This is a genomic window from Collinsella sp. LCP19S3_F2 (genome assembly GCF_052121015.1).
In the GTDB taxonomy this organism is placed as follows: domain Bacteria; phylum Actinomycetota; class Coriobacteriia; order Coriobacteriales; family Coriobacteriaceae; genus Collinsella.
The window spans coordinates 224,045-237,358 of the sequence record NZ_JBQKFA010000003.1; the positions used below are offsets into that span (position 1 = coordinate 224,045).

The 13,314-nt window shown below is 61.2% G+C and carries 12 protein-coding genes and 1 tRNA gene; 10 read left to right on the forward strand and 3 right to left on the reverse strand.

The genetic code is table 11. The features are described from left to right. The first annotated feature begins 70 nt into the window (after window positions 1-70). From pckA to ACTQX9_RS04090, 5 genes are all read left to right on the forward strand, one after another. Entirely contained in the window at window positions 71-1,741 is a 1,671-nt protein-coding gene (gene pckA / locus ACTQX9_RS04070) for a phosphoenolpyruvate carboxykinase (ATP) (protein WP_441540564.1), read from the forward strand. 226 nt (window positions 1,742-1,967) lie between these two features. After that, a complete protein-coding gene (locus tag ACTQX9_RS04075) occupies window positions 1,968-2,687 on the forward strand; it encodes a B3/B4 domain-containing protein (protein WP_441540565.1) in 720 nt (239 codons plus the stop codon). Window positions 2,688-2,850: 163 nt separating this feature from the next. Next, a complete protein-coding gene (locus tag ACTQX9_RS04080; protein ID WP_154515655.1) occupies window positions 2,851-3,300 on the forward strand; it encodes a MarR family winged helix-turn-helix transcriptional regulator in 450 nt (149 codons plus the stop codon). 119 nt (window positions 3,301-3,419) lie between these two features. Further along, window positions 3,420-4,274: a DegV family protein gene (locus ACTQX9_RS04085; protein ID WP_441540566.1), complete on the forward strand. Its 855-nt coding sequence runs from the start codon at window positions 3,420-3,422 to the stop codon at window positions 4,272-4,274. Window positions 4,275-4,467: 193 nt separating this feature from the next. Then, entirely contained in the window at window positions 4,468-4,788 is a 321-nt protein-coding gene (locus ACTQX9_RS04090; RefSeq protein ID WP_427747461.1) for an MGMT family protein, read from the forward strand. A 421-nt stretch (window positions 4,789-5,209) separates the two neighbouring features. On the opposite strand, the gene ACTQX9_RS04095 is transcribed toward ACTQX9_RS04090, so the two are convergent. From ACTQX9_RS04095 to ACTQX9_RS04105, 3 genes are all read right to left on the reverse strand, one after another. Further along, the gene (locus ACTQX9_RS04095) at window positions 5,210-5,503 is read right to left on the reverse strand and encodes a DUF6485 family protein (protein ID WP_195838532.1); all 294 of its coding nucleotides are present in this window, start codon (window positions 5,501-5,503) and stop codon (window positions 5,210-5,212) included. Window positions 5,504-5,724: 221 nt separating this feature from the next. After that, complete coding sequence (gene trpS / locus ACTQX9_RS04100) at window positions 5,725-6,774, reverse strand: tryptophan--tRNA ligase (RefSeq protein WP_427794591.1); 1,050 nt, start codon at window positions 6,772-6,774, stop codon at window positions 5,725-5,727. Between the two features lie 159 nt (window positions 6,775-6,933). Then, window positions 6,934-8,133: an MraY family glycosyltransferase gene (locus ACTQX9_RS04105; protein ID WP_441014800.1), complete on the reverse strand. Its 1,200-nt coding sequence runs from the start codon at window positions 8,131-8,133 to the stop codon at window positions 6,934-6,936. 534 nt (window positions 8,134-8,667) lie between these two features. Here ACTQX9_RS04105 and ACTQX9_RS04110 point away from each other — a divergent pair. From ACTQX9_RS04110 to proB, 5 genes are all read left to right on the forward strand, one after another. Beyond that, entirely contained in the window at window positions 8,668-9,606 is a 939-nt protein-coding gene (locus ACTQX9_RS04110; RefSeq protein ID WP_441540567.1) for a radical SAM protein, read from the forward strand. 232 nt (window positions 9,607-9,838) lie between these two features. After that, window positions 9,839-9,911: transfer RNA gene (locus tag ACTQX9_RS04115), tRNA-Ala, on the forward strand. A 64-nt stretch (window positions 9,912-9,975) separates the two neighbouring features. After that, window positions 9,976-10,434 (forward strand): hypothetical protein, encoded by a 459-nt coding sequence (locus tag ACTQX9_RS04120; protein ID WP_441540568.1) that lies wholly within the window; start codon window positions 9,976-9,978, stop codon window positions 10,432-10,434. 84 nt (window positions 10,435-10,518) lie between these two features. Further along, on the forward strand, window positions 10,519-12,024 hold the full coding sequence (locus tag ACTQX9_RS04125; RefSeq protein ID WP_441540569.1) for a nicotinate phosphoribosyltransferase: 1,506 nt from the start codon (window positions 10,519-10,521) through the stop codon (window positions 12,022-12,024). 79 nt (window positions 12,025-12,103) lie between these two features. Beyond that, on the forward strand, window positions 12,104-13,231 hold the full coding sequence (proB, locus tag ACTQX9_RS04130) for a glutamate 5-kinase (protein WP_441540570.1): 1,128 nt from the start codon (window positions 12,104-12,106) through the stop codon (window positions 13,229-13,231). The last annotated feature ends 83 nt before the right edge of the window (window positions 13,232-13,314 follow it).

The window sequence follows — 13,314 nt, forward strand, 5'->3', positions numbered from 1 at the left end:
CGGGTACAACGGGCTTTACGTGAGTAAAGTGCGCGCCGCGCCCGCGTGACGCGCTTTTAAAGGAGGCCCCATGCCTGGTGTTACCCCTGCAGAAGTTCTGTCCAACTTTGGTATTACGCTGGTCGAAGATCCCGCCGAGAATCAGCCGCGTCTGCTGGTCGATCTACCTGCTGCGGAGCTCGTCGAGCACGCCATCCGCCGTGAAGAGGGCCGCATGGCATCCAACGGCGCGCTGGTAATCGAGACGGGGGAGCGCACCGGCCGTTCTCCCAACGACCGCTTTATCGTTGACACCCCCGATGTTCACGACAAGATCGCCTGGGGCGCCGTCAACCGCCCGCTTTCGATTGAGAGCTACGAGGCCATCAAGGCCGGCATCGTTGACTACCTCAACGAGCGCGACGTGTTCGTCACGCGCGGCATGGCGGGTGCCGACCGCAACCACACGCGTCGCCTGCTCGTTGCCTGCGAGCGCGCGAGCCAGGCGCTCTTCATTAAGCAGATGCTCGCCCGTCCGCTCGCTCGCGAAATTGCGCGCACCGGCGAGCCGGACTTTTGCGTGCTCGCGGCACCCGGGTACCAGTGCGACCCTGCCATCAAGGGCCTCAACTCCAGCGTCGCCGTGGTCATTAACTTCCAGGAGCGCGTGATTCTGGTTGCCGGCACCGGCTACTCCGGTGAGATTAAAAAGTCCATCTTCAGCGTCATGAATTACCTGCTGCCCGTCGAGGACGATGTGCTGCCCATGCATTGCTCGGCCAGCATGGATCCCGTCACGCACGAGACCGCGGTGTTCTTTGGCCTGTCCGGCACCGGCAAGACCACGCTTTCGGCCAATCCCACGCGCCTGCTGATCGGCGACGACGAGCACGGTTGGTCCGACATGGGCATCTTCAACATCGAGGGCGGCTGCTACGCCAAGTGCGAGGGCTTGGACGAGTTTCACGAGCCCGAGATCTTCAATGCCGTTCGCTTTGGCGCGATCTGCGAAAACGTGGTGCTCGACGAGAACCGCAAGCCCAACTACGATGACGTCTCGATCACGCACAACACGCGCGTTGCCTATCCCGTCGAGCATATCCCCAACGCGTGGACCAAGGGCATGGGCACCACCCCGAGCGTCGTGCTGTTTTTGACCTGCGATGCCTTTGGCGTGCTGCCGCCTATCTCGCGCCTGACGGCCGATGCCGCCATGTATCACTTTGTGACGGGCTTCACCGCAAAGATTCCCGGTACCGAGGTCGGCGTCACCGAGCCCACGCCTACGTTCTCCTCGCTGTTCGGAGAGCCGTTTATGCCGCTCGACCCCATGGTCTATGCCAAGATGCTCGGCGAGCGTATCGCCGACGGTCGCACCCGCGTCTATCTGCTCAACACCGGCTGGATTGGCGGCGGTTATGGCGTGGGCCATCGCATCGAGCTTGCCTACACGCGCGCCCTGGTCGCACGCGCCCTCGACGGTACCATCGAGGACAGCGAGTTCTTGCACGACGATATCTTTAATGTCGACATTCCCACCACGTGCCACGGTGTGCCGGACGGCATCCTGGTGCCGCGCCAGTACTGGCAGAGCACAGCGCGCTACGACGAGGCCGCGCACAACCTGGCGGTGATGTTCGAGGAGAACTTCGAGAAGAAGTACTCGCACCTGCCCGAGTCCGTCAAGGCCGCCGGCCCGCACGCTCAGGTGTCCGCCGAGGCCCGTCATCGCGGCCGCGGCCTACTGGGACTCCGCCACTAGCGTCGCCTCGAGTCCATATCCACCACAAAGAGGCAGGCGCCTTTGTGGTGGTTTTGCTCGTGTGGATGACTCGGGTTACAATGCGCCTGACATATCGTCCCCTTCTCCGGATGGGGACAGCGTAAGCGCTCTTGTGACGGCACCGTAGGACTTTGAAGGTGGCCGTTGTGGGGGCGCTTTTTGTTTAGGTGCCCTCGCTCGGGCGCGAACAATGAAGGGAGAGCGTATGAAGAGCTTTGTTGCCGAGGATTCATTTTGGGAGCTATTTCCACAGGCGGCGGTCGGCGTCGTGGTCGTAAAGGGCATGAAGCCCGCGGCTCAGATTCCTCAAGAGGACGTGGACGCGATTGCGGCGCTGCTCGATCGCGCCAATATCGATGCGGAGCGTCATCTAACCAGCGACACTATCAGCGAGAACACACCGGTCAAGGCATGGCGCGAGGCCTATCGTCTGTTCAAGACCAAAAAGGGCGCGCGTTGCTCAATCGAGAACCTGCTTAAACGCGTGCTCAAGGGCAAGCCGGTCGGTCATATCACACCGGCGGTGGATATTTACAACACGGTGTCGCTGACCTACGCGCTGCCCGTGGGAGGCGAGGATTTGCACGCGATTGAGGGAGACCTTCGCTTGAAGGTGACCGACGGTGGCGATGCGTTCTTGCCGCTTGGCGAGGAGGCAGATGATCCGACGCTGCCCGGCGAGCTCGCCTACATCGATGATGCGGGTGCCGTGTGCCGCTGCTGGAACTGGCGCGACGGCGTTCGAACGGCTCTGTCCGACGATTCTGCCGATGCGTTCCTGGCGATTGAGTGTGTTGAGCCCGAGCGAATGGGGGACTGTCAGGCCGCGATCGATCGCTTAGCCGAGCTGCTTGAGCGCTATCTGGGAGCGACGGTTGTCGTCAAGACGCTTGTGACCCGCGATAACCCGCGCGTGGAACTCTAGCTCGGGCCAAACCACCACACAAACCACCACAAAGGTGCTATCCCCTTTGTGGTGGTTTTTATGTTGATGAGTTAACAATTGGGATATTTGGGTACGGGGGTTCGGGCATGCGGCTAAGATGTTTACCCGTTAGCATCATGCAAGCGAAAGGCGGTCGTCTCCCATGCAGCAGAACGACGAGACACGTTTTGAGGACTTTGTCGGACTGATTAGCGGGCTCTACAAGGAGATCCAGCGCATTAAGGCATCTGAGGGCGCAAGGCTGGGCCTTAAGGGTTCCGATATCATGTGCCTGTACTATCTTGAGCGCAGCAAGGACGGCCTGACTGGTGCCGACCTCGCCCGCATGGCAGGCGTGACCCGCGCTGCCGTCTCGCGCACGCTGGCGCATCTGGAAGAGGGCGGCTACGTCGAGGTCGACGATTCGGGCGATGCCGCCGTTAAGTATCGCGCCCCGGTTCGCCTGACCACGTTGGGCGGCGAGAGCATGAATGAGGCCGATCGCATTATTCGCGAGGTGCTCGACGCCACCGGCAAGGCCATGGGCGTGGAGCAGCGCGAGCAGATGTACGCGTCGCTGCGTACGATTCTCGACACCCTGCGCGAGCTGTAGGGCAGCCTAGGCATTTGCTTCCCATTAACAACTGCATCGTCCCGTTTGAGCGCGTATACCGTGCCGGGACATTGCTGTCAAAATTCCCTGCGCGGGACCTGCGCAAGAAAGGATTCGCTATGTCCGTCCGCATTATTACCGATTCCGCAAGCGATATGTCGCCGGCGGAGCACCCGGCACTGGCTGTTTTGCCACTGTCCGTCACCTTTGGTACCGATGTGTACATGGATGGCGTCGACATCGATCACCAGCGCTTTTACGAGATGCTCGTGGAGCGCGATGAGCTGCCCAAGACCGGTCAGGTCAACCCGTACGCGTTTTCGCAGGCTATCGCCGAGGTTCGTGAAGCCGGCGATGAGGCCGTGATTATTACCGTGGGCGCTAAGCTTTCCGGCACCAATCAGAGTGCCCGTACCGCACTTGCCGAGGCCCCGGGCGGCGATGTGTTCGTGGTAGACAGCAACAACGTCACCCTGGGCGAGCGCGTGCTGGTCGAGTATGCCCTGCGCTTGGTGGACGAGGGCCGTAGCGCGGCTCAGATCGCGGCGGCGGTTGAGGCCGTGCGCGACCGCGTGGTGGTTATCGGCCTGCTCGAGACGCTGGAGTACCTGGTGCGCGGCGGTCGCCTGTCTGCTGCGGCCGGCGCCGTGGGCACGCTGCTCAACGTAAAGCCCGTGGTGGCTGCCGAGGACGGCCTGATCGTGCAGCTGGGCAAGGCGCGCGGTTCCAAGAACGGTCGCAACCTGCTGAACCAAAAGGTCGAAAAGGCGGGCGGCGTCGACTTTTCCATGCCACTGGCGCTCGGCTATACGGGCCTTTCGGATGCGGTGCTCAAGAAGTATATCGAGGATAGTGCGACGCTGTGGGCTGGCCACACCGAGGGCGAGCTGCCCGTTCACACCATCGGCGCCACCATCGGCACCCATGTAGGCCCCGGTGCCGTAGCCGTAGCCTTCTTCCATCCTGCCAACTAACCGACCTGCCAAAAAGGGACAGGTTTATTTTGGCAGGTTTTATCTGGGCAAACGCTACCTGCCATGCCATGTGATCCCTCGGCGATGACGGGGTTGCGGACCATCGGCCGCACGGAGGCCGCAAATGATCCGCAACCCTGCCGTCCCCGAGGGATCATTTGATTTATGCTGTTGTGGACGGAAAGGAGCATCGATGGCGTCTGAGGGCTTTTTTGAGCGGGTGTACGAGGTAGTCGAGCAGATCCCTGAGGGGATGGTTGCCACGTACGGCCAGGTGGCGCTGCTCGCCGGCCGTCCACGAAGTGCGCGGTACGTGGGCTATGCGCTGCATAGCAATCCGCGCCCTGGTCAGATTCCCTGCCATCGTGTGGTGTTTGCCGATGGCAGCATTTGCGAGGGCTTTGCGTTTGGCGGCCCCGATGCTCAGCGCGAACTTCTGCTGGGGGAGGGCGTGACGTTTGTCGACCCCATGCACGTCGACTTGGCCGCCTGTCGTTGGCCAGCAGGGCTCTAGCGGCTCTGCCGTGGCCAAAACCACCACAAAGGTGCCTGTCCTCTTTGTGGCGGAACGCTGGCTCCATTGATGTTTCCCCAGATAAAACCTGCCAAAATAAACCTGTCCCTAATTGGCAGGTTTACAGGGGTTAACTTATGCAGAAGGTGTGGCGGCGCGGTTTGATACTGCAAAGTAAACAATGGTGAACTATATTGTATGCAGCAACGGAGCAGGCCGTAGGCGATGAAAAAGCCTGCCCTGTTGAGTTTGATTCGCATTCCTCCCCTCTGTGCGATTCAACGGTGTACTTCGGGAAAGCGCCCGTCGGCTGCCATGGTCGGCGGGCGCTTTCCTGTAAGCATGGGGCAAACCCATCAGGTCTGTTATCCCATAATGAGGTACTGACGTTTGGTTTTAGGGGGGGCACTAACTTTGATTGTTAGTCCCGCTTACAGCAACCGATCTTGGTAAATCCCTGCGGCGCTTCTTCGCCTGCGGGGATTCTTGGGCTGTCGCTTCCCAGATATGCTTCTACATGCCGCGCGAACGCTTGCCACGACCACTCGTCTTTATCGGCCTCAAGCCGATCGGGAGAAATCGCGTTGAACAGGCACGTTGGAATCTCGTGCTCGTGCAGATTCTTAGCGATACACGGTGTGCAGCCCTTCTCGTGGTTGACAGGGTTAAATGGGCATTTCCGGTCGTTGCAGGTACAAAACGCAACTGAGCTCATGGGACTCCTTCCGGTCGGTCGGGTCTGCCGTAAAAGCTGCCGCATGTTAAACAATAGGGTGTCATTGCTTAACAGGATATAGCCTCAAGGTGCTTGCGACTTAGGGGTTCTGCCAAGCGGCTGAATATCTCGGCGACCGACCTCTGAAGAAAACAAAACCGCCGCAACGAGGATTGTGCCAATCGCGGCGGTTTAGTTTGAGTGTTGTTTATTGCTCTCGACTAGTACACCATGCCCATGGCGTCCTGAACCTCGGCCAGCGTCTGCTCGGCAATCTCGTTGGCGCGACGGTTGCCCTCGTGCAGGACGTCCTTCACATAGTCCAGGTCGTTCTCGTAGCGCTGGCGACGCTCGCGGATCGGTGCGAAGTACCCGTTGACGGCCTCGGTCACGTACTTCTTGAGTTGGCCAGAGCCACCCATGCCAATCTCCTCGGCAATCTCGACTTCGGAACGGCCAGTGCAGATGGCGGCGGTCGAAAGCAGGCCGGACACGCCGGGGCGGTTCTCGGGATCAAACGTAATCATGCGCTCGGAGTCGGTCTGGCTCTTCTTGATGCGCTTGGCCGTCTCCTCGGCGGTCATCGAGATATTGATGGCGTTGCCGTAGCTCTTGCTCATCTTGCGGCCGTCCAGGCCGGGCAGCAGCGGGGTCTCGGACAGCAGCGCGTCGACCTCGGGGAATACCTTGCCGTAGCGGTTGTTAAAGCGGCGGGCGATGGTACGGGTGAGCTCGATGTGCGGCAGCTGGTCGCGACCGACGGGCACAACGTTACCCTTGCAGAACAGGATGTCGCAGGCCTGGTGTACCGGATAGGTGAGCAGAAGGCCGGTGAGCTCGTGGCCCGAGGCCTCCATCTCGGCCTTGACGGTGGGGTTGCGCGCCAGCTCGGCCTCGGAGACCAGCGACAGGAACGGCAGCATGAGCTGGTTGGCGGCGGGCACGGCGGAGTGCGTGTAGATCATGGTCTTGTCGGGGTCGATACCGCAGGCAAGGTAGTCCATGACCATGTTATACACGTTGTCCTGGATGTGCTCGGTGGTGTCGCGGTCGGTGATGACCTGGTAGTCGGCAATGAGCACGTTGGTCTTGGCGCCCATATTCTGCAACTCCACGCGGCCCTTGAGGGTGCCAAAGTAGTGGCCTAGGTGCAGACGGCCGGTGGGGCGGTCGCCGGTAAGCATGGTGAACTTCTCGGGCGTCTTGGCCAGGCCCTCGCGAATGGCGTTGCTCTTTTGCAGCGCGACTTCGTAGCTGTTCTCGTTTGGCATGATTGCTCCTAACGTATGTTCATGGGTCAAGATGATAACGCGTTTATTGAGAGGGGCGGGCGAAAGTGAGCAAGGGGGTGGTAAGGCGAGGCATGCGTGGTGGTCGAGGCGTGGTCACGAGCGGCCGACGGTAAGCAGAGCGACCTTCTGCAGCAAACCTTAATGCCTGTGGTGGCGCTCTCCCTTACGCTCCTCGGCCGCTTGCTCCTCCTGCTTAAAGGCGGGGTCGTCGGGGGTTATCAGCTCGTCTTCGTGCGTGCGCTTGTTGTAATGGTGGCGTAGCACGGGCTCAAACAGGTGCAGGTGCTTGGCGAAGGCTGCCGAGCCAATGCCAAGGACGGTAAAGATGAGCACGCGCATGGGGACTTCGACCTGGTTGATGGCGGCCGCACCGGCCGAAAGCAGGACACACCAGGCATAGATAAGCAGCACAGCCTGCTTTTGGTTATAGCCCTCTTGAATGAGGCGGTGGTGGATGTGGCCTTTGTCGGCCTGCCCAATGCTTATGTGGGCGCGCTTGCGGCGCACGATGGCGCTAAACGTGTCGATGATGGGCACACCGGCAACGATGAGCGGAATGATAAGCGAGGTGAGCGCGGCGGTGCGGCTCACATTAAGCAGCGAAATGGAACCCAGCGCAAAGCCCAGCAGCAGCGACCCCGAGTCGCCCAGAAAGATGCTCGCGGGGTTGAAGTTGTAGCGCAAAAAGGCCAGGCAGGCGCCAAACAACGCGATGGAGAGCGCGGCGGCATCGATGCGGCCCGAGAGAACGGCCATCGAGAACATCGTGAACGATGCGATGCCGCAGATGCCTGTGGCCAGGCCATCGAGGCCGTCGATAAGGTTGATAATGTTGGTGAACGCCACCAGGTAGACCACGGTGATGGGGTAGGCAAGCCAGCCGAGCATAATCTCGCCGGGGGCAACCGGGTTGACGATGACGCCGATTTTTAGGCCACCCACGCAGGCGATGAGCGCGGCGAGGACCTGGCCGGCGAGCTTTTGCTTGGGCTTAAGCTGGAAGACGTCGTCGATCGCGCCGGTCGCAAAAATGACGGTAAAAGAAAGCGCCAGCATGGGGTAGCTAATGTGCAGGCGCGGATGCGGGACCAAGACGGGCGGCCAGCCCAGATGCCAGGTGCCCATAATCTGAACGATGCAGGCAACGACCAGGCCCAAAAAGACCGCCGTACCTCCCAAGCGCGGGATGGGCTTGGTGTTGATACGGCGTTTTGAAGGATAGTCAACGGCGTCGAGCTTGATTGCCAGACGTTTAACCAGGGGCACCGTGAGGAAGGTCGTGATATATGCCGCGGCTGCCACGCAAAGGAACGGTATGTAGCTCGTGGATGAAGCCATGTATCAAAAACCGCCAAGCGTCGAAGGAAAAGGTCAAAGGATGCCATGCCGCAAAGGGTATAGCTGACCCATGATACTCGACCAAAGGGGGTGCGGGGAATCGCGCCAATCGATAATCACGTGCTTACCAGATATTGGGATGGTGGCGGGGGTTCTGCCGAGTGCCGTTGGGTGTCATACGGGATCTGCGATGGCTATTTTTGGCAAAAACGGCAAAAGAAAACCACCCCCCACGTTACGAAAATGAACCCACCTAAAACAGGTGGGTGCCCTCATCGACCGTTCCAGCGTCCTTAACAACGAAGGATACCTGTACTACGTACGACTGTGTGGGCTCCCTAAATAAACGCGACGGTTCACCCAGTTGCTCCGCGGGGGGCGGAATACCTATATCATAAAGCGGCACTTTATCGATTCCAGTCTTGACATTACAAAAATCGTGTCGGACGATTACGGCGCCTTGGGCTCGAGCCGTCTGCGCGGTTGGTCCTTTTGCGTTTGAGCTGCTGAATCGTTGTTTTGGAGCATGTTTTTATGCCGACGTCGTTGACCGAACTTTTTTCGCCCGCCTGCCATTTGTGTCCGCGCCGTTGCGGTGCGGCGCGCGATGAGGGTGCGCGCGGCGTATGCGGTGCTAACGACACGCTCAAGGTGGCCCGTGCGGCGCTTCATATGTGGGAGGAGCCGCCTATCTCGGGCGAGGCCGGTTCGGGCACGATCTTCTTTAGCGGCTGCTCGCTCAAATGCGTCTATTGCCAGAACCACGAGATCTCGACGGGCAATTTTGGGCTTGAGATTATGCCCGAGCGCCTGGTCGAGATTATGTTGGAGCTGCAGGACCAGGGTGCAAACAATATTAACTTGGTGACGGCGACGCACTACGCGCACCTTCTGCCGGCTGCGATTGCCGCGGCACGGGCGCGCGGGCTGGTTGTTCCAATCGTCTACAACACGAGCGGTTATGAGCGCGCGAGTGCCGTGGCGGCGCTCGGCGATCTGGTCGATGTGTGGCTAACCGACTTTAAATATGCCGATGCGGGGCTTGCGCAGTCGCTCTCTCATATTCGGGACTACCCGCGTGTGGCCGTGTCGGCTTTGGCGCAAATGGCGCGCGAGATTGGGCGCCGTGGGGGAGAGCTGGTGGACGAGGACGGGCTCATGAAGCGCGGCATGATCGTGCGTCATTTGGTTCTGCCGGGACATGCGGACGATTCGTGTCGCGTGCTAGACCTGGTGTGGCAGACGGTGGGTGATGTTCCGATCTCGGTCATGAACCAGTACACGCCCAATGCGCTCATGCGCGAGCAGGGCGGCGACTTGGCGCGAGCCGTGACGCGCGAGGAGTACGAGCAGGTGCTCGACCATGCCGACGACCTGGGCTTTACGACGATGTTCTGGCAAGAGGGCGGCGCGGTAGACGAGAGCTTTACCCCAGCGTTCGACACCACTGGCGTCCTCACCAGCGCAAAGTAGCTCTTTTGAGCAGTCTTTTTGGGACGGGGCTATTTTAGCTGCCCCTGCCGTTAATCGTCCAAATCGTTTTCGCTATCTGCCTGGGTAGCTAAAATAGCCCCGTCCCAAAAAGACTGCTCCCGGTGGGGGTCGAGCTACCATCCGAAAAGTAGTCAAAAAAGCCCCGTCCCAAAAAGACTGGGTATTGGGCGTTGACAGCTGGCGAGCCGTAGGTAAAATATCGACTTGTCCTGGGGACGTAGCTCAGTTGGGAGAGCGCTGCCGTCGCATGGCAGAGGCCGAGGGTTCGACTCCCTTCGTCTCCACCCTTGGATTTGATAAGCCGTCGACATTGTGTCGGCGGCTTTTTTTGAAAGAAAGGGCTGCACTATGGCCGAGCTTGATTCCCAACCATTGTCCGACGAGGAGCGCGCCGAGTTGGAAGAGCTCCGCGCTGAGAAGGCCCGCCGCGAGGCCCAGGAAGAGGCCCGGCGCGAGCGTGAGGAGCTGGCCGCCCTGCGTGCCGAGCATGCGAAGGCCGAGGAGGCCGCTGCGAGTGGCGCATCCGAGTGCAGGCCCGCGCCCGCGCCCAGGCCCGCCGCTGCGAAGCCTGCGCCTGCTGCACCCAAGCCTCAGCCTAAGAAAGCCGCCCGCCCCAAGCCCGCCGAGCCCAAGCCGAGCCGTGATGAGATGACGTTTGCCCAGCGTATGGTCACCTCCAAGGAACCCACGGCCGAGGGCGAGATCCCCGGTATGGCCCCGGCTCAAAAGATCATCATCGCGCTCGCCTTGGTCGCGTTTGTCGTCTTTATGGGCTACACGATCATGACCAGCATGGGCCTGCTCTAACCGATTTGCATCGGGCGTCATGTCCGCATGCTCTGCTCTCGTCCAACCCTCAACCTCTGCACAACGCATCCGAAAGGTCGCCCCATGGCTTTGACCGACATCTCGCATCCCACCGACATCGCAATGCTCACCGATCTGTACGAGCTCACTATGGCCCAGGGCCTGTGGGAGAGCGGCAAGGCCAATGAGCAGGGCTGTTTTACCGCGTTTTACCGTGACCATCCGTTTGGCAGCGCCTACGCCGTCATGTGCGGCACCGCCGAGCTGCCCGAGCTGGTCGAAAACCTTCGCTTTACGCCCGAGGATATCGACTACCTCGCATCGCTCCAGGCCCCGGCCGGCGGCGCGATGTTCAAGCCCGAATTCCTCGACTACCTGTGCGATTTTCGTGCGCATGTAAACATCGACGCCGTCCCCGAGGGCGAGCTCGTCTTTCCGCGCGAGCCCATGGTGCGCGTCACCGGCCCCGCGCTGGAGTGTCAGCTGCTCGAGACGGCGCTGCTCAACATCGTCGGCTTCCAGACGCTTGTCGCCACCAAGACGGCGCGCGTGGTGCTGGCGGCGGACGGCCGTCCCGTGGCCGAGTTTGGCCTGCGCCGCGCCCAGGGTCCCGATGGCGGTCTGGCCGTCGCGCGCGCGAGCTACGTTGCCGGCTGTTCCTCTACGTCCAATGTGCTCGCCGGTCGCCGCTACGGTATTCCCGTCTTTGGCACGCATGCGCACAGCTGGGTGATGAGCTTCGATTCCGAGCTCGAGGCCTTCCGCGCCTTTGCCAAGTCGAGCCCCAAGAACTGCACGCTGCTCATTGACACTTACGATGTGCGCGAGGGCTGCGAGCATGCCATTACGGTTGCCAAGGAGATGGAGGCGGTGGGCGAGCGTCTGTCGGCCATTCGCATCGACTCAGGCGACCTCGCCAAGCTGTCCAAGTATGTCCGCGGCCGTTTTGATGCCGAGGGTTTGCCCTATGTGGGGATCTCGGTTTCCAACGATCTGGATGAATACACGATTCAGTCGCTGCTCGACCAGGGCGCGCCCATCGATAGCTTTGGCGTGGGCACCAAGCTCGCGACCTGCTACGACCAACCGGCGCTGGGCGGCGTTTACAAGCTTTCCGCCCGCCGTGCGAGCGAGGCGGACCCGTGGACGCCGGTGGTCAAGCTCTCCGAGCAGCCCTACAAGCGCACGATTCCGGGCGTGCAGCGCGTGCGCCGCTATTACGACGGCTTTGGCGGCCCGGTCTGCGACATGATCTATGACGAGGACCATCTGGCGGGGGAGGGCGCCGCGCGCGGCAATACCCTCGTGGCCGTGAACGATGCCGCCCTGGTGACCGACGTGTCCGAGCTTGAGTATCGCGAGCTGCTGGTGCCGATCGTGCGCGACGGCAGTGCTGTTGCCCCGCGCGAGAGCATCGAGGCCGCACGCGAGCGTTGCGCTTGGGCGCTGGACCATCTGGATCCGGTCTACAAGCGCTTCCTGTACCCGCAGACCTATGTGGTGGGCATGGAGCAGGGCCTGGCGCAGGTGCGCGACGACCTCGTGCGCAAGAACATGGCCGCGGCTTCTGCTTTCCCCTGGGCTCGCTAATTTTCTTGGGTGTAGGGTGGAATTACGTTTCCTCGGCCGTCAGCTCGCCCGAACCCTCAACAGTTGATTGGTTTGACGTATGACGACTTCTTATAAAACGATGGTGGTAAAGATCGGTTCGTCCACGGTGGTGGGCGCCGATGGCAAGGTCAACCGCGCCTTTATCGGCGGGCTCGCCGATCAGGCTGCTGCCCTGCGCAAACTCGGCTGGCGTCTGGTCGTGGTGAGTTCGGGCGCCATTGCCTGTGGCTATCCCGTGCTGGGCTTTGACCGCAAGCCGGTCGGTGACCTGCCGAGCCTGCAGGCCTGCGCCTCGGCCGGTCAGTGCATCATCTCGTCGGTCTACGACGAGGAGTTCCATGCGCGCGACCTGCTTACCTCCCTCGTGCTGCTCACGCGTCACGACACGGCCCGTCGCACGTCCTATCTGCACGCGCGCGACGCGCTGCTGCGTCTGGTGGAACTGGGCGTGGTGCCGGTCGTCAACGAGAATGACACCGTTACCGTCGACGAGATCAAGTTTGGCGACAACGACACGCTGGCGGCGCTTGTGGGCTGCCTGGTTTCTGCCGACCTGTGCGTGACGCTCTCGGACATCGATGGCCTCTATACCGCCAATCCGCACGAGGACCCCACGGCCGAGTTCGTTCCGGTCGTGCATAGGATCGATGCCAAGATCATTGCCTCGGCGGGCGATTCTTCCACATCGGTTGGCACAGGCGGCATGATTACCAAGATCCGCGCGAGCCGCATCCTGATGACGGCGGGCATTCAGAGCGTGATTTGCTCGGGCGAGGAGCCCGATGCGCTCGTGCGCCTTGCCCGCGGCGAGAGCGTGGGTACACTGTTCGATCCGCCGGCGGAGCGCCTGGACATTGCGCCTCGCAAGCTGTGGATTGCACTGGGCGACAAGGCGCATGGCTCGGTGACGGTCGATGACGGCGCCGCGAAAGCGCTGGTCAGCCGCGGTTCTTCCCTGCTTGCGGTGGGTATTCGCGAGGTCGATGGCACGTTTGCCGAGGGCGATGTGCTCGACGTGTGCGACCCGAGCGGTATGGTTGTCGCCCGCGGTATCGCCGAGGCCGATTCGGACGTGCTGGAGCTTGCAGCCGGACGCCGCCAGGACCAGATTGCCGGCAACCGCTTGCTGGCAGACTTGGCCGAGAAGCCCGCGATCCACCGAGACAACTTGATCGTCTTTGCATAAAGAAAGACAGCGCTGCGGATCGTTTCCCGCAGCGCTGTCTTTCTCGTGCCGGCACTTGGGGACGTTCCTTTTGCGCCGGCTGA

Coding starts and splice junctions, on each gene's coding strand:
- pckA (WP_441540564.1), top strand. CDS start 71: ATGCCTGGTGTTACCCCTGCAGAAGTTCTGTCCAACTTTGGTATTACG.
- ACTQX9_RS04075 (WP_441540565.1), top strand. CDS start 1,968: ATGAAGAGCTTTGTTGCCGAGGATTCATTTTGGGAGCTATTTCCACAG.
- ACTQX9_RS04080 (WP_154515655.1), top strand. CDS start 2,851: ATGCAGCAGAACGACGAGACACGTTTTGAGGACTTTGTCGGACTGATT.
- ACTQX9_RS04085 (WP_441540566.1), top strand. CDS start 3,420: ATGTCCGTCCGCATTATTACCGATTCCGCAAGCGATATGTCGCCGGCG.
- ACTQX9_RS04090 (WP_427747461.1), top strand. CDS start 4,468: ATGGCGTCTGAGGGCTTTTTTGAGCGGGTGTACGAGGTAGTCGAGCAG.
- ACTQX9_RS04095 (WP_195838532.1), bottom strand. CDS start 5,503: ATGAGCTCAGTTGCGTTTTGTACCTGCAACGACCGGAAATGCCCATTT.
- trpS (WP_427794591.1), bottom strand. CDS start 6,774: ATGCCAAACGAGAACAGCTACGAAGTCGCGCTGCAAAAGAGCAACGCC.
- ACTQX9_RS04105 (WP_441014800.1), bottom strand. CDS start 8,133: ATGGCTTCATCCACGAGCTACATACCGTTCCTTTGCGTGGCAGCCGCG.
- ACTQX9_RS04110 (WP_441540567.1), top strand. CDS start 8,668: ATGCCGACGTCGTTGACCGAACTTTTTTCGCCCGCCTGCCATTTGTGT.
- ACTQX9_RS04120 (WP_441540568.1), top strand. CDS start 9,976: ATGGCCGAGCTTGATTCCCAACCATTGTCCGACGAGGAGCGCGCCGAG.
- ACTQX9_RS04125 (WP_441540569.1), top strand. CDS start 10,519: ATGGCTTTGACCGACATCTCGCATCCCACCGACATCGCAATGCTCACC.
- proB (WP_441540570.1), top strand. CDS start 12,104: ATGACGACTTCTTATAAAACGATGGTGGTAAAGATCGGTTCGTCCACG.